We start from the raw sequence: 21,416 nt of genomic DNA, 5'->3' as shown, positions 1-21,416 counted from the left end.
GACAGATGACATCCCATTGCCGCCACCGGTGCGGCGCGATGAAAAGAAAGGTGCTTACTATGCCGCAGTCGGCGGAAAAAGTTCTCGACCATGCTCCCCTGTTCCGCGAGCCGGAATACAGGCAGATGCTCGCCGAGAAGAAAGCCAATTTCGAATGCCCCCACCCGGATCAGGTCGTTGCCGATCAAAACGACTTCACGAAGACCTGGGAGTATCGCGAAAAGAACCTGGGCCGCGAAGCCCTGGTCGTGAACCCGGCCAAAGCCTGCCAGCCGCTCGGTGCCGTCTTCGCAGCCGCAGGCTTTGAGCAAACGATGTCCTTCGTCCATGGCAGCCAGGGCTGCGTCGCTTATTACCGTTCGCATCTGTCGCGTCACTTCAAGGAGCCTTCATCGGCGGTCTCGTCCTCGATGACGGAGGACGCGGCAGTGTTCGGCGGGTTGAAGAACATGGTCGACGGGCTCGCCAATACATACAAGCTCTACGATCCGAAGATGATCGCCGTCTCGACCACCTGCATGGCCGAAGTCATTGGAGACGACCTCCACGGCTTCATCGAAAACGCAAAGAACGAAGGGTCGGTCCCGCACGACTTCGATGTTCCTTTCGCCCACACGCCTGCCTTCGTCGGCAGCCACGTCGATGGCTATGACGGCATGATCAAGGGCATTCTGGAGAACTTCTGGAAAGGCAACGAGCGGAAGGAGGTTGCTCAAGCCATCAACATCATTCCCGGCTTCGACGGCTTCTGCGTCGGCAACAACCGCGAACTGAAGCGCCTGCTCGACATGATGGGCGTATCCTACATCTTCATCCAGGATGCCTCCGACCAGTTCGACACGCCGTCTGACGGTACGTACCGCATGTATGACGGCGGCACGAAGATCGAGGACTTGAAAACGGCGTTGAATGCCGAAGCGACCCTGTCGCTGCAGCACTATAACACGCGCAAAACGCTGGAATATTGCAAGGAGGTCGGTCAGGTTACGGCTTCGTTCCATTATCCGCTGGGTGTTCAGGCGACCGACGAATTCCTGATGAAGGTCTCGGAGATTACCGGCAAGGAAATTCCTCCGACAATCGGCCTGGAACGCGGCCGTCTCGTCGACGCTATGGCAGATAGCCAAGCCTGGCTGCACGGGAAGAAATACGCGATCTACGGCGATCCTGACTTCGTCTACGCCGTTGCCCGGTTCGTCTTGGAAACCGGCGGTGAGCCGACCCACTGCCTTGCTACCAACGGCACGTCGGCCTGGGAAGCCGAGATGAAGGCGTTGCTCGCATCCTCGCCCTTCGGCAAGGATGCCCAGGTCTGGGCGGGCAAGGACCTGTGGGCGTTGCGCTCGCTGCTCTTTACCGAGCCGGTTGATCTTATGATCGGCAATTCCTATGGCAAGTATCTCGAGCGCGACACCGGCACCCCATTGATCCGGCTGACCTTTCCGATATTCGACCGGCACCATCACCACCGTTTCCCGCTCATGGGCTACCAGGGCGGCCTGCGCGTCCTGACGACGATCCTCGACAAGATCTTCGACAAGCTCGATCGCGAGACGAGCGAGCCGGGTGTGACGGACTATTCTTACGACCTGACCCGCTAGGAGCGGCGGCGGTCGGCCTTGTGAGGCCGGCCGCCTTCATCTGAACTTGGAGACCGCAATGCCCTTGCTCAATGCTAAAGTCCAGGATGTCTTTGACGAGCCTGCCTGCGAGAAGAACCGCAGCAAGGATTCCAAGGCGCGCAAAAACGGCTGTTCGAAGCCGCTGATCCCCGGGGCGGCAGCCGGCGGATGCGCTTTCGATGGCGCCAAGATCGTGCTGCAGCCGATCACCGACGTCGCGCACCTGATCCATGGGCCTCTCGGCTGTGAGGGCAATTCCTGGGACAACCGCGGATCGGCTTCCTCAGGTCCAACGCTCTGGCGCACCAGTTTCACGACCGACCTCACTGAAACCGAAGTGGTGATGGGGCACGGCGAGCGGAAACTTTTTAAAGCAATCCGCGAGATCAAGGAGGCCTATGCTCCACCGGCGATTTTCGTCTATTCGACCTGTGTGACAGCATTGATCGGCGACGACATCGAGGCCGTCTGCAAGCGGGCCGCGGAAAAATTCGGCCTTCCGGTGGTGCCGGTCAACGCACCGGGCTTTGCCGGCTCCAAGAACCTTGGCAATAAGCTCGCCGGTGAAGCGTTGCTCGATCATGTGATCGGCAGCGTAGAGCCGAACGACGTGACCGCCTACGACATCAATATCATTGGTGAGTTCAACCTATCCGGCGAGTTTTGGCTGGTAAAGCCGCTTCTTGACCGGCTGGGGATCAGAGTAAGGGCCTGCATTCCAGGAGACGCCCGATATCTTGACATTGCTTCTGCGCATCGCGCCAAGGCGTCCATGTTGGTGTGCTCGACAGCACTCATCAACCTCGCCCGCAAAATGGAGGAGCTCTGGGATATCCCGTTCTTCGAAGGCTCCTTTTACGGAATTACCGACACCTCGGAAGCACTCAGACAGATCGCCAAGCTGCTCGTGATGCAGGGGGCGGATCCCGAAATCCTCGAGCGCACCGAGGCATTGATCGCGGAGGAGGAGGCGATTGCCTGGATGAAACTCGCAGCATATCGACCAAGGCTTGAAGGCAAGCGCGTGTTGCTCAACACCGGCGGCGTCAAGTCCTGGTCGGTTGTCCATGCGCTGATGGAGGTGGGCATCGAGATCGTGGGCACCTCGGTCAAGAAATCCACGCCTGAAGACAAGGAACGTATCAAGCAACTCCTGAAAGACGAAAAACACCTGTTCGAGTCGATGGCGCCGCGCGAGCTTTATAACATGCTCGCCGACGGTAAAGCCGACATCATGTTGTCTGGCGGGCGCACGCAATTCATCGCGCTGAAGGCCAAGACACCTTGGCTCGATATCAACCAGGAACGCCACCACCCCTATGCCGGCTATGACGGCATGGTGGAGCTCGTTCGCCAGATCGATCTTGCTATTCACAATCCGATCTGGATGGAGGTGCGGGAGCCGGCACCGTGGGAATGCCAGCATGCGGTGGAAGAAGAACTGACGAATACCAAGAGCGAGAACGAGACTGGGTACGTCTTGCAAAACTTTGTCGGCGCGGTCGCCGGCAGCTTCGGCAAGCGTTGAGGAAAGCCGATGGTTCAAGTCTTTCCCCAGACCAAATCAGCTGCGGTCAATCCGCTGAAATCGTCGCAGCCGCTCGGCGCCGCGCTCGCCTTTCTTGGCGTCGAGCGTGCCGTGCCGCTGTTCCACGGCAGCCAGGGCTGCACCAGCTTGGCGCTGGTACTTTTAGTCCGGCACTTTAAGGAAGCCATTCCCTTGCAGACAACGGCATTGGACGCAGTGGCGACCATTCTTGGCGGCGCAGGCAATCTGGAAGAGGCGATCCTAAATCTCAAGAGGCGCGCAAAACCCAAGCTGATCGGAATTTGCACGACAGCCCTGGTGGAAACCCGCGGCGAAGATTTCGCAGGCGATCTCGCCAACATCAAGCGGGATCGTGCCGATGAGCTCGCGGGTACGGAGGTTGTGCTGGCGAATACCCCGGATTTCGAGGGAGCGATCGAAGAGGGATGGGCGAAGGCCGTCATCTCTATGGTCGAGCGCATCACCACTCCAGGCGAGCAGAGCCGCCACCAAAAGAAGATTGCGATCCTACCAGGATGGCATCTGACAGTCGCTGACATCGAGCTTCTGCGCGAAACGGTCGAAAGCTTCGGTCTGAAGCCGGTGATCCTGCCGGACATTTCCGGCTCTCTCGACGGCACGGTGCCCGGCGATCGTTGGGTTCCGACCACCTATGGCGGTACTCCCGTCGACGAGATACAAGAGCTTGGCACGGCGGCGCAATGTATCGCGATCGGCGAGCATATGCGCCGCCCCGCAGAGCTACTGCGGACCCGGACGGGAGTCCCTTACGCATTGTTCCAGTCGCTGACAGGATTGAAACGAGCCGACCGGTTCGTCTCGTTTCTTTCTGAGATTTCTGGTGCGCCGGTGCCAGCAAACATCCGCCGTCGCCGAGCACAGCTGCAGGACGCCCTGCTCGACGGACATTTCCATTTCGGAGGCAAGAAAATCGCAATTGCTGTGGAGCCGGACCAGCTCTACCAATTCGCTACCTTCTTCACCGGCATGGGCGCCGAAATCGCGGCAGCGGTCACCACGACCGGCACCTCAAAAATACTCGCGGAAATGCCGGCCGAATCGCTCCAGGTCGGTGATCTTGGCGATCTCGAAGAACTTGCCGTCGGCGCTGATCTTCTCGTCACGCATTCGCATGGACGACAAGCGGCGGAGCGCCTTGGGATTCCGCTCATGCGGGTGGGCTTCCCGATATACGACCGACTCGGCAGCCAGCATAAGCTCACAAGTCTCTATCAGGGAACGCGCGACCTGATCTTCGATGTTTCCAACATCTTCCAGGCCAATCAGCGCGCGCCGTGTCCTGGATCGCTTGATCCCTCCCGCAAAGGAGAACTGCCTAGATGATCGCCGCTCGTCGCCTTTCCCTCGTCCCTGACGGGGTTCACTCGTCAGCTCCAAAACGGAAGGCTGGCGCGTTGCGCGTCGCAATCGCCACTCAAGATATGAAATCTCTCGACGCCCATTTCGGATCGGCAAAACGTTTCGTCGTCTATGATGTGAGTCCCGACGACTGGAAACTGGTGGAAGTCCTGGACTTCGAAGACGTTTCCGACCAGAGCGGAAAGCATCGGAACGAGGACGTCGATCGTATTAACCCGAAGGTGAAGGCGTTGGAAGGTTGTCACTTATTGTTCTGTCTGGCGATCGGTGGGCCATCGGCAGCCCGAGTTGTTTCGGCCAAAATCCACCCAATTAAAGTATCCGATCCTCAACTGATCGAAGATGTTTTGTCGCGAACTCGGGCGATGCTCAGGACTACTCCGCCACCCTGGTTACGCAAGGTGCTAACCGAAGCAGGCGCCATTGAAAAGAAGCCTTTCGATGAGGAGGACTAAGAAATGGGTACATTGACAGGAAGTACGGATGGCCCTGCTGTCAACGAGGATGGGGATCTCGCCACCCCTTTTCTCAGATGCCTGATAAGGCTCATTCGCACTCAGGATGCCCATGGGGCGTGGGAAGGCAAATCGGACACTGACCTGCTGGCCGACTTCATCCTCACCAAGGAGCAGCGCCGTAAGATCCCGATCATAGGCGATCCGGATCCGTATGTGCTGTGGAGGCTACAGAACTTTTACAGTTGCGTGGGGCTTGTGATCGAAGAGTGCACAGGCCTGTTGGCATCGCCGATCATGACGATCGGCCATGAGGGCTTCGGCCGCTTGCTTTTCACGACTGGACGGTTGGTCGTTCTGTCGAAGACCCTGCGCGATGTCCACCGGTTCGGCTTTGAGACGCTAGGCAAGCTCGCCGAGACCGGCACGAAAATGGTCGATGACGCTATTGAAGTTATCGAAACCTATCCCGACGTGGCGCGGGCATCATGAAATCAATTTTCGAGGAAAGAGATCATGTCAGACATTGTGGAGCAGCTGAAGAAGGTCCGCAAGCTGCAGTCCCGCGCCGCCGCTGCCAAAATCTCAGCATTTGCAATGGCCAGAACGAGAGTTCGATGGTGAGCTCACTGGCATGATCATGGCTCTCAACCACGCGGCGGTTGCCGCCTGAAGAACTGCCAGACTCTCGTTGCCGCAGACGACATTGCTGCGCAATCTCGCGAACAAATCAGGAGAACGGTGTTGCGTTTCACAATCTTTTGCGGCCTCCTGCTGCTCGTCGTCTGGGCGAAGGCACTAACGAGTTACTTCGTCTGGCATTCCATCCACGAAGTCATCGTTGCAATGGTGGCTAGTTTGTTGCTTCTTCAGTGGGCGTATATCGCAAGCCTGCTCTTTTCCATCTGGCAATCCAGCCGTAATTACAGGAGTCGCCAAAGGGCTCGACGATCCGATCATCGCTAGACTAGAACGTGGTGTCAGCCACAGCCTATCATGAGGGCGAAAACCTCGGCGTTCTTTGGAACGCCTCTCATCAAATCAGATCCAACCATGAGTCAACGGAATTCGAACCTGCCGGATGACGTGGATGCGTCGAGAGCCCTATCGCCGCGCAAGCTCTGCAACCTCGGCCGTGCCATGATGACGTGTAACAGGTGGCCTGCTCATGCCCTATCTGTGGTGGCTCCGACTTCATTCGCGGCGGCGAGACCGTCAGCGAAGTGCTGGACTATGTTCATGCGTCCTTCCGTGTCGTGCATCATGTCCAGCCCCGCTTTACCTGCAAAGCAAAATTGGCCCTTGTTTAGATAGTCGAGGCCGCACTGCCAGAACACAGCGAGGCGATTTTGTCTTGTGGCCAGGTATGTGAAAGACGCTCATGCGAGCCCACTGGACAGGAGAGGTCAGCATTTGAATTTAAAAAGGTACCTTGATCCAAAAGTGGATGTGCTCGCTTCAGTAGCTGAATTGGATGGTCTGTACCGCGTCCAGAGGACCATAAAGAAACGTAAGTTATAAGGCTGAGCCTATGAATTTCATGAGAACGGAGCAGGGGCTTCTCTGCGTTTCAATTACCGTTACCATCCTCCTTGCCTGCATCGGCATTTTGTTCGGGATCATTTCAGGTTCGTTCGCAATCATATTCGATGGTGTCTACGCATTGACGGACGCTGCTATGACTGTCGTAGCTCTGCTTGTTACAAAGCTCATCGCGTCATCCGAAGCGCCCTCCAGCAAAGGAAAACTTATCGAGCATTTCACGATGGGGTTCTGGCATCTTGAGCCCATAGTCTTGGCTCTCAACGGCATTCTCATAACCGGGTCGGCTGTTTACGCACTTGTCAACGCAATCGGCAGCATTTTGCATGGGGGACGTCCGCTCAACTTTAGTCAAGCGATCGTCTACTCCGTCGTAACACTCGGTGTGACAGCCACCATGGGGGTTATTGGTGATCGAGCTAATCGTAAGATCAAATCTGATTTCGTTGCCCTGGATACGAAAGCTTGGCTGATGTCCGCCGGGCTAACGATCGGGTTACTCGTCGCGTTTGCCATCGGATATTTCATTCAGGGGTCTTCTTACGAATGGATCTCGCCGTTTATTGACCCGGTCGCGCTGGCATTAATCTGCATTGTGATCATTCCCATTCCGGCGGGCACGGTTCGGCGAGCGCTCGCCGACATACTGCTTGTTACGCCATTAGATCTCAAACAACAAGTTGACGCGGTCGCCAAAACAATCATCGAACGACATGGATTCATATCCCACCGGGCTTATGTGGCCCGGGTCGGCCGAGGCCGGCAAATCGAGCTACATTTCGTTGTCTCAGAGGACCTCCCGGCGAGGAAATTGCAGGAATGGGATAAGATCCGTGACGAAATCGGGCTCGCGATTGGTAACGAGGGTCCGAGTCGTCGGCTCACCATCGCCTTTACAACCGATCCTGAGTGGGCGGATTAGGATTTTGAACCGAATTTGGAGCCCTGTATCGCAGGCATTCCATAGCGGGCGTGATCCTCGAACCGGATGCATAGCTCGGCGTTTTTTCCAGCCACCATGCGTCAATTTGTAAGCGACAAGCCGTGGCCGTTCAGGCGGCGTAGTTCCATGGCATGAGCGCGTCGATTTCACTGCTGGGCCATCCATTCGCAAGGCGCTCAAGCGTCTGGGTCAACCAAGCTTGCGGATCGACTGCATTCATCTTTGCCGTTTGCAGGAGCGTCGCGATGGTCGCCCAAGTCCGGCCGCCACCGTCGCTTCCAGCGAATAGACTATTTTTTCTCGTGATCGCTTGGGGTCTGATTGCTCGCTCGACTATGTTGGAGTCGAGTTCGATGCGGCCGTCGGTCAGGAAGCGCTCGAAGATGTCTCGACGCGAGATGGCATACCGCAGAGCTTCGGCGAGTTTGGATTTTCCAGAGACCCGTGGCAGGGTCGCCTGCCAGAGAGTGAAGAGGTCACGGACGATCGCTGCGGAGATCTCCTGGCGTGCAGCGACACGAGCTTCAGGGCTTTGGCCGCGCACACGCTCCTCGATCTCCCATAACCTCGCCATACGCTCGACGGTGTCTGTAGCGACCTTCGAGCTCTTTGCGACATGCAACTCGTAGAACTTTCTCCGGCTGTGCGACCAACAGCCGGCCAGGATGGCGCTGTCATTGCCTCCATCTTTCCGGACGAGCTTGTTATAAGCGGCATATCCGTCGACCTGCAGGATTCCACGATAGCCGCTCAGGTGTCGTGCGACACACTCGGTGGCTCGACTGTCCTCGAAGCGATAGGCTACCATCGGTGGACCGCTGCCCCCAAAAGTCCGGTCATCCCTGGCATACGCCCATAGCCATGCCGTCTTCGCTGATCCGGAACCAGGTGCAAGTGTGGGCAAGGTCGTTTCGTCGGCAAAGATCCGTTCGGCCTTCTTGATCTCATCGAGGATGTAGTCGGCGAGGATATTGAGCTCGAACCCCAGCTTGCCCATCCATTGAGCCATCAGCTTGCGGTCGAGTTCGACCTTGTCGCGTGCGTAGATGGCTTCCTGGCGATAGAGTGGCAGCCCGTCGGCATATTTGGAAACGGCGATCTGGGCCAGAAGTGCTTCCGTTGGAATGCCACCTTCGATGATATGTGCCGGAGCCGCCGCCTGGACGACACCATCCTCGTTCCTAAAGGCATACTTCGGCCGACGGGTGACGATGACACGGAACTTCGCTGCCACGACATCCAGCCGCTCGGAGACGTCTTCTCCAATCAGGATTTTGGTCTTACCTGCATGTTCTGGAAGCTCTTCCGGTTCGATCACGACCTCGACGCGCTCAAGATGAGGCGCAAAGCCCTTGCGTGGCCGCGGAGCGCGTTTGCTGTCCGCGCTACCGCGGCCTTTCGTGACCTGAGCCTTGATCGTCGCAATGCCGGTCTCGATCTCTTCGAAGACAAAGGCGTGCTGCTCGTCATCGACGGTGGATGATGCAAGCCTTTCCGAGCGTCGGCCAAATCGGGCGCGATCGAAAGCCTTCAGGATCTGCGTCAGCCGCTCGATGCGCTCATCGGCGTCCGCGTTGCGGGCCTCTAGATCGTCAACCTGCTTCTCCAAAGCCTCGACGCGGGCTGCTTTTGCGGCCATGGCAAGAACCATGGCTTTGAGAGCCTCTACATCATCCGGGAGCTCAATCTCGGGCCGCGTCATGGGTATGATCAGAGCATATTTTGCCGCGCTCCGCCCATGCTTTCAGGGACCTGATTCACTTCGCCGCAGCGGTTTTACCCAACAATCTCGGGAGGCTTCACCGGCGTGGATCGAACCCGCTTCCAGTCCATTCCGTCGACTAAAGCCAGAAGCTGGGCATGATTGAGCTGGACGCGATGATGGCCGATCCGGGGCCAGCAGAACTGGGCTTTTTCCAGCCGCTTCGCATAGAGGCAAACGCCGGAGCCATCCCACCACACGATCTTGACTCGGTCTGCTCTCTTGGCCCGAAAGACATAAAGTGCACCGTTGAACGGATCACTGCCAGCATCCCGTACCAGCGAAAGCAAGCTGTCCGGCCCCTTTCGGAAGTCGATGGGATGGCTCGCAAGAAAGACCTTCACGCCGGACGGGATCATGCCGACCGCACCGCTCGGATCACCCGCTGCAGGTGTGCTTCGCCGATATCTGCGTCGGCCCGGATAACGACGTCGCCGATGATAAGCTCGATCATCGCACGTGTGCCAATCGTCCCAGTCTCCGTCTGACCAGCCCGATTTGCGAGGAAGATCGTTGTCCGTCACGAGCATCACGACGCCAGCCAAATAGCTGCGAGGGATGTATGCCGATGCGATGCGCAATGGCTGAGACGCTTGCGCCGGGCTCCATTGCCTCAGCCACAGCCCGCGCTTTAAAATCATCGGACCAGCGGCGCCGAAATTGCCGTGGGGCGCCCTCAAGCCGTTCCGGAACAGCCTCGATCATATGGAAGTTTCTAGTTCCAGAGCTAGGCGCAGACATAGAAGCTCACAGTTTGTGAATCGTCTGTCCGCAATACAGCGGCCAACGCTACTGACGCCAGATGGGGTCAGCTTGTCGCTTACGTCAATTTCACGGTTCGTACCAATCTTCGATCAATGCGGCCAGTTTCGATGCCGTAGTTTTCCGTTATGCCTCCAGGCGCGATACTCGATTCAGCGAATAGGGTTGGCTGAACCCAGATCGCGCCTTTGCGTTCAAGCTCCACAGGCGGTTTCGCCGTCTTGATCTTGTTGAGATCCTGCCGGAGGCCGATTGTCTCGCGTTCTTTGAAACGAGCGACGCCTATGTCCTTGTACTGGCTCAGGAGGGCGCGGCCCAGCTGCCCAGGTTCCGATAGATGTCATCGCGCAGCTGTCGGACCTGTCGATTGAGCTCACCAAATTGCGCAGGCGTATGGTCGGAAATTTCCAGAAGAGCGTCGCCCAGGCAGCCAGCTCGCGACCTCAGCTCCGGCCCGCGTAACCCGCCGGGTGATGCTGCGGGCGGCAAGGGTCATCAGCGACTATGGTTCCGCGAACGCGACGAGGCGCCCGCGGATAGCCGTCGGCAACATGAAGTCGCCTCGTAGGTCAGACCTTGTGCAGAAAATCGACCACGCCGGTATCGAGATCATAATAGGCGGGCACGATCTTCACCTTGCCTTCCTCGACCAGGCGAGAAACAATCGCACTTTCGGTGAGGATGCGCTCGGCGCCGTTGAAGGCATTGGCATGGACGGTCTTGTCGACAAAATTGTCGCCGCGATCGGTCTCCGCCAAAGCCACGGGCAGGATCGGCTGGGTCATCTTGCCGATTGAGCCATCGAGCTTGGTGCCCTTGGACACGACCTCGCAGGCGGCGGAGACCGCCCCGCAACGCTTGTGGCCCATGACGACGATCAGCGGCGCATGCAGATGTTCGGTGCCATATTCGATCGTGCCGAGCACATCGGTGTCGACCACGTTTCCGGCATTGCGGGCGACGAAGAGTTCGCCGAGCGTCACCCCGCCGAATACAAGTTCCGGCACGACACGGCTGTCGGAACAGGTCAGCACGATCGCCCAAGGTGCCTGGCTCTTGGCGACGTCCTGCCGGCGCTTGGAAATATTGGCGGCGCAGGCTTCCGTGTCGGTGACGAATTTCTTGTTGCCTTCCTGGAGTTTTGCCAGTGCTTCATCCGGCAGGAGGGCGGGAGCGTTCGAGGCGAATGCCGGCATGGTCATGTCAAAGCCTGCAGTCATGACGGCCACGCCTCCGATGCCGGCAAATTTCAGCAGGGAGCGACGGCTGAGTGGGGAGGAATTGCATTCAAAGCACATGGTATCGGTCCTTTTGCAATATCCGGGATGGCTGCGGAGAAATGGCACCTGCTCCAAGTCATGTCCGGCAATTCTCCGGGAATCGGAGAATGGCCGATTGGTTATGCCTTGATATGGCACTCATCAAGCGGAATTTTGACGCATCGGAGGAGCTAAGCCAATCCTGGAGTATTGCCCCGGCCGTACGGTAGATCAACCCGGCCCTGACGGGTTCTGGCGAGGGATGCTCATGCGCGGCATATTGGGTTGCAAGGGACCCTTTGGGCGCTGCCTTCTGCTTCTTTAGTGGCTCCGCTGCCGCCGGCGGGATCGCATTCATTAACTCACTCGGGAACCTAGGAGCATTTGTGGGGCCGTTCGTTATAGGGTATCTCCGTAGTCAGCCCGGAGGTTTTTCTACAGGCCTATACGCTTTGGCAATCATGGGCCTAGCCGCGACAGTCATGTTGATTTTCCTCCTGCGCCTCCTGCGCCAAACTTGATAGAAACAACCAGATGTTCTTGTGTTTGTTGTCACGTGAGCCGAGCCGGTTAGGTGCACAACGAGATGCGGCTCGGGTCCGCGAGGAACCAACAGCAAGAGCTCGCAAAATTCCTCAGCGTCACCGGCCGCCGTCTTCGCACCCAAGGCCGAACCCGGCAATGCCGCTCATGTCGGCGCACCGATGCCGGGCGCCATCTCGCGCGTCTTTATGTCGCCCGGACAGGCGATCAATGCCGACGATGTGCTGGTGTCGACCGAAGCGATGAAGGTGGAAACGGCAATTCACGCCGAGGAGAACGGCACGATCGCCGAAGTTCTCGTCAAAGCCGGCGACCAGATCGATGCCAAGGACCTGCTTGTAACTATCGCGGCCGGTTCAGCGTAAAGTTCCATAACATGCATTACGCCAGATTCGCCTGTAGCCGGGGTACATTCTATCTCGAACTGCAACAAAGGCGCTAAGCTGCCTGCTTTCGGGAGCCATGGTTTGAGCCGTACCTTTTCGCATTTGAGCTTTGACGAACGCCGATCGATTTCCAGGATGTTGGATCAGAAGTTTAGCCAGTCTGAGATCGCCAGACGCCTCGGCCGGGACCGTGCGACCATCTCCCGGGAGATCAAACGCAACTACTGGCACGATCAGGAATTCCCCGATGCCGAGGGCTACTGGGCGATGACCGCCAGCGACATGGCGCGCGAAAGGCGCCGGCGGATCGGCAAGCTCTATCGTCGCGAGGATCTGCGGAACGAAGTGATCGGAAAGTTGGAATCCGGCTGGTCGCCGGAACAGATTGCTGGGCGACTGAAGATCGAACCAGCGGCCAAGGCAAGCGTCTGTCACGAGACGATCTACCGATATGTCTATTCACCAGAAGGACAAAGGCAGCAACTCGCGCGGCTTCTACCGGAACGGCGGAGAAAGCGCCGGCCGCGATATGCTCGCAAGCCGCAGAATCCAGTCTTTCCAGATGAGCGTTCGATCAAACATCGGCCGGAAGCCATCAACGATCGCAAGGAATTCGGTCACTGGGAGGCCGATCTCATGATCTTCGAAAGGGTTCAGGGCAATGCCAATGTGGCAACGGTTGTCGAGCGGACGAGCCGGTTCACCATGCTGTTCAAGAACAACGACCGGCAGTCCAAGCCGATCATGGAGCGGCTCATCAACGTGCTCAGCCCCCTGCCCAGGCATGCCCGCCAAAGTTTGACGTTTGATCGCGAATTTGAATTCGTCTCCTGGCGGCGACTGAAGCAAGGAATGGGAACCGATGCATGGTTTTGCGATCCGTCTGCGCCCTGGCAAAAAGGCTCCGTCGAGAACATGAATCGGCGGATTCGGCGTTACCTGCCGAGGGATACTGCTGTCCTGTCAGTTCCTGATGAATTGATACGATTACTGGTCGATCGGTTGAACAGTACGCCCAGAAAATGCCTTGGTTTCCACACCCCAGCTGAAGTGTTCAGGCGTGAAGTGAACAAATGACGGCAAGCCGGGGCGGAGGATGGATTTTATGAATGATCCTGCGGTGATTGCGCGGCGAGAGAAAGCGTTATTGAGGCAGCCAGCGGCAGGATAGAGATCGTCAATGCACGCCGATGTCGCTTTGCGTATCCGATTCCAATTGCAGGCAAGCTGCCCAAAGTGGCGTCTTGTGGAAGGATCCGTTCTGCAGAAGAGAGAGCCCCTCTCGTGCCTCATAGAGCAAGCCGAGCCAGCATAAGCGTTGGAAGACGCCATACCGAAGATCGGATTTCAACTCCCAGGCTTCTATGGTCATTTCGGTGTCCGACAGAGGCGCCAGGTCTGGATAGAGGACCTTCACAACTTCCATTGGCGTGCAACCTTCTCTGGCCTTGATATTGAGAAGATTGAGGAACATGCGCCACCAGCGTAAACGCGCTCGGATCTCCTCTTCCCGCTCGGTGGCGTGGACATACGAATAGAGATAATCCGTGGCGACCAGATCGAAGAAGGCTTGCGGGTTCACCAGAAACTCCCGGCCGCGTCTGGTTGGCAGCAGCACATCCTTTTTCCGGCGAAGAAGCTTCAGATGATGGGTCATGTCACGCACGACCCAAAGCGGCGGCATGTCGCTTTCATTGAGCACCTTGTTCATGCTGTAGAGGTCTTCGGCTGTGAAGCCCGGCCAGAGGAAGTGCACAGCGGCCCAATGCACGAACTTGCGGTTCATGGCGCCGGTCGCCGTCAATCCTATGCCACCCTCACCGTCAGCATAGGCAATCGAAAGAAGCATGCCACGAACAAGTGGTGACAGAGCGGCGACATCGACGTCCCCGTGCAGATTGATTTCCGGAAGCATCGTGCGGCTTTGATCCCTACCCCGTCCCATGCAGGTGCAAGCGAGTATCAACCGGCGACGGAACAATTGCTACTGAGAAAGCTCACATGAGGATTTTGCCGTCAAGATCAATCATAGTTTCATAGCTTGTTCCCTTCAATTTCGTTTCGAACCCATGGTCTGAGCCACTTTGCTTGACGCGGCACGTTTCCGTCACCGGTTCAAACTCACATACGGTCGCCGTTTTGTCCGGCAGCACCATTATCCCGCTTGCGTAGCGGCAAGGCTCAGGAGAACGGGACCAATCTAAAGCGCGGCATTTAAAGCCCGACTTTGAGGCGGTTCGCTCACCTGGATCCGCCAGGAGTGATCAGTCCTGGAAGATTTGTGTATTCGGCAATCTTTTGGGGTCGTCAGGCGGTCTTCATGACAGCCCCCTCGATGACAACACCCGCGGTGACAAACTTCCACAGTGCGATAAGGAGTTTGCGCGCCAGGGCCACTATCGCGGCTTTTTTTAAGCGTCCACCATTCGACTGAACCCGATCCACAAACCAACGGCTAAGCGCTGATGCTGGCTGATTGCGTAGCCACAACCAAGACAGTTGGATCATCGTGGTGCGCAGCCGAGGGTTTCCTGCCTTTGAGACACCCTGTTCGTGGTCGATGGTCCCGCTCATCCATGGGGTTGGTGTCAAACCTGCATAGGCGGCAATCTGCCGCCGATTATCAAAATGCCGGGACAGGGCTTCGGTCCAAAGAACGGCGGCAAATTCAGCGCCAACACCCTTCAAGGACAGCAGCATCGCTGCGGGCGAGGTTGCCTCAACCGCTGGCTGCTCGTCCATCGATAGGAGAGAATTACGCTCGCTCTCCACTGCAGCGATCTGTTCTAGCAGCAACTCGAGACGGTCGAGTTCGCGATTGATTTGAGCCTTCAGGTGTTTCGGTAACTCGCGCCCATCTCCGGTCTGGAGTTCCTCCAGCCGCTGACGGCGATCCTTACGGAGCGGTTGATAGCCGCTGACGCCTTGAGCGAAGAGTAGCCCCTTCACGCGATTGACATGCCTGACCCGCTCAGCAATCAAAACTTTGCGTTCCCGGCAAATCCGACGTCGATCTTCGTCCTTCGGATCTGGCGCTCTGACCATCGCACATACGCGAGGCTCGCCGCGCTTGAATGCAAGCAATGTGCGCGTCAGAGCCTCTCCATCGATCTTGTCGGTCTTGGCACGCCGACGTCGACGGGAAGTCGCGATCGAAGCTGCGTCGACGACGTAACTTTCGATGCCGTGAGTCTCCAGCACGCGGTGTATCCAGAAGCCGTCCAATCCTGCCTCCTGGATCGTCACGATGGGAAATAACTTCCCTGTTCTCAACCGCGCCTTCTGTTGTAGCTGCTCAAATCGATCCAGCAGCTCGGCTACATTGCCACCGGCCACTACGTGCTTCGACATCTTCTCGCCACTGCCAGGCGACAGCGAAGTGATCAACCAGGTCGATCGGCTCAGTTCCAATGATACAAAAATTGCGCCAAGATCAATGCGGACAGCGGTCGGATGAATGGATGCAGGTTCCATAAACTGCTCCTCCTGAGCGAGTGTTTTGATGCAACCTCACTCTGCCAGAGCGGCGGCCGCTGTTCACTCCTCATGGGATCTAAAGCCGATGGGCGCCCCTCACCCGCCCCCGCTCCGCCCTTTCAACCCGGCCCAGCCGGTCGGATCGGGGCTGATCATCAGAGCCAGCGTCGCGTTTCTAACTGGCTGACAATGTCGCCCCTCTAATCAGCTTTGACAGCAATTGTAACCGCAAAGTTAGAATGTAAGAACGACTGGCATCTATTGCTCGATCCATCTCCACCCTATTGCAGGAAAAGGTAAATGTCGCTCTGCATGCCTGATGGCCCCAGAGTGGCCGTGTAGGGCACACCATGGATACTGAAGTTGGTGGGTTTGTCCGCGCTCGGCAGCAAGTCAAACAAGTACATTGCAGGCAGAAGGTCATCTGGTACCGGTTGATTGCCGTGTTGCCAGCTCGGAGGGACAAATCCTCCCAAGTCGTCCACAGGCAGCGTGTACTGTGGGGTGCCGAAGATCGATGCCCCCAAGCTTTGCTCCCATGGTGCGTCTGGCGGATTGACGCTTTGCACCGGTGAATAGGCGGCTGACGGCAAATCCTGCCGGAAGGTCGCTGTATTCCAGCTATCGGGAAGCTGGCCGGGTTGACCCACTCCATGCCAAAACTCTGCGGGATCGGCGATCTGTGTGGAGGACTCCGGTTCAGCCGCCGCAGCCCCCGCTCGAGCACTGTTGGTCGCGGTGCTCAGACGTCGTTGGAGTTGCTCCCGATCGGCGACGAGGTTGTCGAGGTGCAGCACGGCTGGCCGGTCTCTTCGCGCCAGACGTCTAACGAGCGCCCGCGTGCCGTCAACCACGAAGACTCCGCAATCATAGCCGTTCCGCTGTTGGGTCATGCGGACGGGCTCCAGACGGGTACCCAACCTTTGTGCGAGCATTGCTGCAAACTCGTCGTTCTGGCCCCGGAAGGAGTCATAGTGATAGGCAGCCGGCCCCTCGCGGTTGCGACGGTCAACGAGTAGCAGCGACCAATGGGTGCCGCGGTGATCAGGATCCGAAGCACTGGCATCGCTCACTGGAAGGAACAGGAAGTCGGCTGTATCTCTTCCATTCTGATCATTAACGATGCGCTGGAAAGCGCTCAGCGCGGTGCTCTCATCGCCCAGGCGCAGATGATAATGGGCTATCAGGGGATCGATAAGCCGCGTCCTGGCTGCGAGATCCGGATCGTTTCGCTGCAAGTCCTGCATTAGCAGCTCATAATCCGTCTGGATATGCTGGTCGCCCAGCCATTCGATATGGTCGAGCGACAATCCGCTGCGGCCTTCGATCGACGGATCAACCTGCTGCAGCGGCGAAGTTGATCTGAACTCGGCACGTGAATCCGAACGGCCGTCCAGACCGGCCGGTTCGCGGCCACTTGCCGGCTCAGGGGACAACCCCGACGCTGCGTTCGCCTCAACGACTTGCTGGTACTGCCGAAGCCGCTTGAAAGAGATAGTGTGTTTTCCCATGTCTTCGGTGAAGTCTTGGTAATCTTTTTTCAACGACCATTGCTGCTGATCACTGCCGTTGAGCCGGCTCGCTATGCTCTCCCTACCCCTGGTTTGCAGCCAATCACCAAACTTTCGCTGATTGCTGACCAGCTTCGAGACGACTATCCTCTGCGAAGTCGAGTCCGATCCGAGCTTGCTCAGCTCTTCGTTGGCGAAGCTATCAATCATGAGGGCGTCGTCGGGATAAGGATTATGCTGTTTCAACTGCGACTCAGCGCCTAGATACTGCCGCAGCCGATCGAGACTCACGTTTATTCTTTTTCCTTCAGCCTTGGTAAAGGCCCTCAAATCGTCCTTTAACGACCGTTGCTGCTGATCACTGCCAGTCAGGCGACTGGCTATGCTCCCCCGACCCTTCTTTCGGAGCCAATCACTAAACCTCCGTTTATTGCTGGCCAGATTCAAAACGCTTTTCCGCTTGGAACTCGAGTCCGATCCGAGCTTGCTCAGCTCTTCCTTGGTGAAGCTATCAATCATGAGGGCGTCGTCGGGATAAGGATTATGCTGTTTCAACTGGGACTCGGCGCCTAGATACTGCCGCAGCCGATCTAAACTCACGACCACTTTTTTTCCTTCCTCCTTGGTAAAGGCCCTAAAATCCTCCTGCAACGACCGTTGCTGCTCATCAGTACCCGTGAGTCGGCTGACTATGCTCTCCCTGCCCTCCCTTTTGAGCCAAGCGCTAAATTTTCGTTGGTTACTGGCATTTTTCCGGGAAGTCGCGGCCGGTCGGAGCTTACTCCGCTCTTCGTTGGCCAAGGCATCAATAATGAGGGCGTCGTCGGGATGGGGATCATGCTGTTTCAACTGCGACTCAGCGCCTAGATACTGCCGCAGCCGATCGAAACTCACGCTTATTTTTTTTCCTTCAGCGTTGGTAAAGTTACTGTAATCGTCCTTTAACGACTGTTGCTGCTGATCACTGCCAGTCAGGCGACTGGCGATGCTCTCCCTGCCCTCCCTTTGGAGCCAATCGCTAAACCTCCGTTGATTGCTGGCCATATTCCAGACAACATTCCTCTTGGAAGTCGAGACCGGTCGGAGCTTACTCCGCTCTTCGTTGGCCAAGGCATCAATAATGAGGGCGTCGTCGGGATAGGGAACATGAATTCGGCGCCCCATCAGGCGCGGCCCAGGTCCAACGGCTTGGAGTTCTTGCCCCTCAGGCGAGAGCCTCCTGAAATGAGACAGTGCTGAGTTAAGACGCTTACGATCGTCCCCACCGTTTGCCCAGTAATCCGCGATATCACCGGCTAGCGAATCTGGATCGTTTAAAAACCGAGAAGCCATCGAATCTCTGTTTTCTGCTCGGAGCCAACGAGCGAACCTCCTAAGAATCCCTAAATTGTTCTCGACGGTAGCCTCGGGAACCCTTCCGTCCCCTCGGCCGACGCTACCGTCGGGTAGAATTTCGTAGTTTCGGACTGCTTCCGCGAACTGGTTGATGCGGGTCTCGTCATCGGGATGCATGTCCCGGTCGGCGGGGCGACCACGCTTGGCGCCGACGCGAGCCTTGGTTGAGACCACGTGAGTCTCCGTTGCGGCATCGACGTCTTGCTGCCCCGAACTCCGCGACGACGTCTTGCCGCTGCTCAATCCGAACGCCTTCTTGAACCCTGACGCCATGCGCGACGTAAATCCGCGGCGTTTGCCCTGCGGCGCCGCGGCGACTTCGCCCGCCTCCGCCATATTGCTCGATGTCTTGCTCCCCGAGCCGCCGAATCGCAAGCTGCTGGAGCCCGCCCGAGAGACGTCTATGCTGTGGCGGGCGCCGCTCAACGAGTTCTCCGGCGCCAACGACTGCGGCGTCACTCGCATCGAACCGCCCACGGATCTGCGACGCGGCACACGGTCGCCGGCGTCACTGTCGTGCGAACCGAGGCGCAAGTCGCTCAGATCCTGTTCCACATCTCGTCTCTGTGAATTGTACTCCCGGATCCAGGCGTCCGTATCGAAAGCTCCGGTCACGCCTTCGATCCACTCACTTACTTCGCGAGAATCGTCATCGCGCGGCTGGTTCCGTCTTGGGTACATCGATGCCGGTCCTCCGGAAATCAAATTTGGAACCTCGATCCTATTGACGCCGGACGGCTCTCCTTCCCGTCGAAGCAGGACGAACAGTCGCCGATAGCCGAAACGCCGACGCTCGTTTGCAAGGTCACGCAGCTTTGCCCGCAGCGCCACCTCCGGCGGTCGGCAGGACCGATAACGCACCGTCTTGCGGTCGGCGGATATGATCTGGCAGGCCCGCCGCTCCGAAAGACCCATCACGGCCTTCAGATGCGTGACGGCTTCACGCTTGGCGGCAGGCCCTACCATTTTTTTTTGCAAGAAGCTCGCGGAGCGCGGCCGCATCCAGCATCTGTTCGGCCAGCAGCTTTTTCAGCCTGGCGTTCTCGTCCTCAAGCGCCTTCAGCCGCTTGGCCTCGGACACTTCCATACCACCGTATTTGGCTTTCCAGTTGTAAAACGTCGCTTCCGAAATCCCGTGCTTACGGCAGAGGTCGGCCGCCTTCGCGCCTGCCTCCTGCTCCTTCAGTACCGCAATTATCTGCTCTTCGGTAAACCTCTGCTTCTTCATTCGTCCGTCCTTTGATGGGCCGGACTCTAATCAATTCTGGAGGAAATTCGCAGTGGCAGGTCACCTTCACCACCTAAGGGGTCACGTGGCTCCGCTTTTCCAAAGCATTTTAGAATATCGATTTTGCATGATGGCGACCAGTCCGGTTGCACTAGCATATGCGTAATCTGCAATTGGAGACCAACAACGGTGAAAACAGAACAGGCCCGCGGGGCGGTAAATTTTCCGAGACGCCTCTAACATTCAAGCTAATCTTAGCCCTGCCGCGGCGCAGACACCTCCGACGGACTGTCAGCCGATTCGACGATGGTCTGGCGAAGGGAGCCACGCTTTCGCGGATCCTCGAGGCTTGGGCTGAGGTAAAGGGATCAGGAGCGGCGCATGCAACGCGCACCGCCCGCTTCATCGAGTCTAGCAGTCACGTATCCGCTTTATAGGCCGGACATGTGAGCGCACCGTTCCCATGTGAAGCGACTGAAAAGAATGCGCTTCATCACACCTTTCACTCTCAGGAGAGACCGCCATGGATAACTCAGAACGATCGCTGCGCTACAACATTTCCGAGGAAGATGATCGCACCCGGGCCATGGCGGGGTGGATCGAGAATATGACCGGGGCACAAACGCTTACGGGCATGCCGTCCCGATCAACGCCAGATCCCCATGCTCTTTCGCCTTCGTCGCCAACGCGACCATACTCGCTCTCTTCCGAACCTCCAATTAAGGTGCTCGACAGATCGACATTTGCCAGAAAAGTAAGGGAATTTTACGGTGATGAAATCAAGCACATTTCCGTCAATCCACAAGAGTACTCGCCCTTCGTGTCCTCTAAAGCCCTGCGTACGGCTACCATCGCTCGACTCTACGGCGGCACCGACAATGATACGCCCAGCGCGCGATATTTCAGCTATGATCTGGGAGAACGAAGCGTTGGGCTTTTAAGAACAGAGGATGGATTTAGCATCGAAAACGAGCCGTGGCGGGAACTATTTCCCGGTCGAAGAAGAATCACGTCGATTGTAGACCTTCGCGTTACTCATCCGCTTGTCGAGAACGCAGGCGATATTCTGCTCGAACATCAACTTCAACTCGACGGCGAACAGCCGTTGATCATGTCACGTCCCGCTACGCCGGAGATGGGAACCCGTCTAGAGCAGATGGGTTTCGTTAATGTGGGTGAAAATCGCTGGGTGCTCGACCCTACGCAACATCCCGACAAGTGGACAAAGAATAGCAAGGGTGGATGGCAGCGCGCCGACAAACCTTGGAGTTATCTCTCTAAAACCGTGGAGTATCTTAGCGACGATGAAGCAGGTGTCGAGGAGCATTCGAGTGACGCCAGTGTCGAGACAGATTCATCCGATGATGACCCGTCTTGGTACTTCGAACACCTCAATTTGAACCGCGGCTAAAAGCTTGCCTCATCGTGAGGACTTTTTGCGCCGCCGGCTGAGTTGATACGCCCTTGTATTACGGGAGGACGCAGGCGAAGATTAGAGACTGCAATAATTGCTGCGACTCTCTGCGACGGCCCGCCTCATGCTGCACTCCGATCCTGCCGCGATGCAGATTGGCGGGGCTGGCTTCTGGGTGGTCCGCAACG

The 21,416-nt window shown here is 57.3% G+C and carries 16 protein-coding genes and 2 pseudogenes; 10 read left to right on the top strand and 8 right to left on the bottom strand.

Translation table 11 applies throughout. The annotated features are described in order from the left end of the window. Window positions 1-59: 59 nt before the first annotated feature. From nifK to AMK02_RS24535, 7 genes are all read left to right on the top strand, one after another. On the top strand, window positions 60-1,601 hold the full coding sequence (nifK, locus tag AMK02_RS24565; RefSeq protein ID WP_018247184.1) for a nitrogenase molybdenum-iron protein subunit beta: 1,542 nt from the start codon (window positions 60-62) through the stop codon (window positions 1,599-1,601). Window positions 1,602-1,659: 58 nt separating this feature from the next. Next, window positions 1,660-3,150 (top strand): nitrogenase iron-molybdenum cofactor biosynthesis protein NifE, encoded by a 1,491-nt coding sequence (gene nifE / locus AMK02_RS24560; protein WP_012489544.1) that lies wholly within the window; start codon window positions 1,660-1,662, stop codon window positions 3,148-3,150. Window positions 3,151-3,159: 9 nt separating this feature from the next. Beyond that, window positions 3,160-4,515: a nitrogenase iron-molybdenum cofactor biosynthesis protein NifN gene (gene nifN / locus AMK02_RS24555; protein ID WP_012489543.1), complete on the top strand. Its 1,356-nt coding sequence runs from the start codon at window positions 3,160-3,162 to the stop codon at window positions 4,513-4,515. Next, window positions 4,512-5,006 (top strand): nitrogen fixation protein NifX, encoded by a 495-nt coding sequence (nifX, locus tag AMK02_RS24550; RefSeq protein ID WP_008536565.1) that lies wholly within the window; start codon window positions 4,512-4,514, stop codon window positions 5,004-5,006. Before nifN ends, nifX begins: the two co-directional genes overlap by 4 nt. A gap of 3 nt (window positions 5,007-5,009) precedes the next feature. Next, window positions 5,010-5,498: a NifX-associated nitrogen fixation protein gene (locus tag AMK02_RS24545; RefSeq protein ID WP_064807221.1), complete on the top strand. Its 489-nt coding sequence runs from the start codon at window positions 5,010-5,012 to the stop codon at window positions 5,496-5,498. 665 nt (window positions 5,499-6,163) lie between these two features. Further along, on the top strand, window positions 6,164-6,316 hold the full coding sequence (locus AMK02_RS32630; RefSeq protein WP_196411598.1) for an IS66 family transposase zinc-finger binding domain-containing protein: 153 nt from the start codon (window positions 6,164-6,166) through the stop codon (window positions 6,314-6,316). A 221-nt stretch (window positions 6,317-6,537) separates the two neighbouring features. After that, window positions 6,538-7,470, top strand: coding sequence for a cation diffusion facilitator family transporter (locus AMK02_RS24535; RefSeq protein WP_082929717.1), 933 nt, complete (start codon window positions 6,538-6,540; stop codon window positions 7,468-7,470). 130 nt (window positions 7,471-7,600) lie between these two features. Here the strand turns inward: AMK02_RS24535 and AMK02_RS24530 are convergent, their stop codons facing one another. The 4 genes from AMK02_RS24530 to AMK02_RS24515 all read right to left on the bottom strand — a co-directional run bounded on the left by AMK02_RS24530 (window position 7,601) and on the right by AMK02_RS24515 (window position 11,313). Continuing rightward, window positions 7,601-9,193: an IS66-like element ISRle3 family transposase gene (locus tag AMK02_RS24530; protein WP_016737534.1), complete on the bottom strand. Its 1,593-nt coding sequence runs from the start codon at window positions 9,191-9,193 to the stop codon at window positions 7,601-7,603. A 74-nt stretch (window positions 9,194-9,267) separates the two neighbouring features. Then, window positions 9,268-9,612, bottom strand: a complete 345-nt coding sequence (gene tnpB / locus AMK02_RS32720) for an IS66 family insertion sequence element accessory protein TnpB (RefSeq protein ID WP_003592504.1) — start codon at window positions 9,610-9,612, stop codon at window positions 9,268-9,270. Window positions 9,613-9,703: 91 nt separating this feature from the next. Continuing rightward, window positions 9,704-9,862, bottom strand: a complete 159-nt coding sequence (locus AMK02_RS32715) for a transposase (protein ID WP_369685954.1) — start codon at window positions 9,860-9,862, stop codon at window positions 9,704-9,706. A 722-nt stretch (window positions 9,863-10,584) separates the two neighbouring features. Next, window positions 10,585-11,313: a carbonic anhydrase gene (locus AMK02_RS24515; protein WP_029532496.1), complete on the bottom strand. Its 729-nt coding sequence runs from the start codon at window positions 11,311-11,313 to the stop codon at window positions 10,585-10,587. A 620-nt stretch (window positions 11,314-11,933) separates the two neighbouring features. Between AMK02_RS24515 and AMK02_RS24510 the strand changes: the two are divergent. Both AMK02_RS24510 and AMK02_RS24505 read left to right on the top strand, forming a co-directional pair. Continuing rightward, window positions 11,934-12,182 (top strand): annotated as a pseudogene (locus tag AMK02_RS24510) (biotin/lipoyl-containing protein); the annotation flags it as partial. Between the two features lie 102 nt (window positions 12,183-12,284). Continuing rightward, window positions 12,285-13,280, top strand: coding sequence for an IS30 family transposase (locus AMK02_RS24505; protein ID WP_016737537.1), 996 nt, complete (start codon window positions 12,285-12,287; stop codon window positions 13,278-13,280). Between the two features lie 100 nt (window positions 13,281-13,380). Here the strand turns inward: AMK02_RS24505 and AMK02_RS24500 are convergent, their stop codons facing one another. From AMK02_RS24500 to AMK02_RS30640, 4 genes and pseudogenes are all read right to left on the bottom strand, one after another. After that, window positions 13,381-14,118 (bottom strand): hypothetical protein, encoded by a 738-nt coding sequence (locus AMK02_RS24500; protein ID WP_029532498.1) that lies wholly within the window; start codon window positions 14,116-14,118, stop codon window positions 13,381-13,383. Between the two features lie 392 nt (window positions 14,119-14,510). Next, a complete protein-coding gene (locus AMK02_RS24495; protein WP_011053406.1) occupies window positions 14,511-15,677 on the bottom strand; it encodes an IS110-like element ISRel9 family transposase in 1,167 nt (388 codons plus the stop codon). Window positions 15,678-15,961: 284 nt separating this feature from the next. Next, window positions 15,962-19,267 (bottom strand): Ulp1 family isopeptidase, encoded by a 3,306-nt coding sequence (locus tag AMK02_RS24490; protein WP_082929719.1) that lies wholly within the window; start codon window positions 19,265-19,267, stop codon window positions 15,962-15,964. Window positions 19,268-19,303: 36 nt separating this feature from the next. Beyond that, a pseudogene (locus tag AMK02_RS30640) lies at window positions 19,304-19,814 on the bottom strand (transposase); the annotation flags it as partial. Window positions 19,815-20,337: 523 nt separating this feature from the next. Between AMK02_RS30640 and AMK02_RS24480 the strand changes: the two are divergent. After that, entirely contained in the window at window positions 20,338-21,225 is an 888-nt protein-coding gene (locus tag AMK02_RS24480) for a hypothetical protein (protein ID WP_008536079.1), read from the top strand. The last annotated feature ends 191 nt before the right edge of the window (window positions 21,226-21,416 follow it).

The organism is Rhizobium sp. N731 (assembly GCF_001664145.1).
Lineage (GTDB): Bacteria > Pseudomonadota > Alphaproteobacteria > Rhizobiales > Rhizobiaceae > Rhizobium > Rhizobium esperanzae.
Note: the sequence above shows the minus strand (reverse complement) of the source record. Positions and strands in the feature narration are given on the sequence as shown.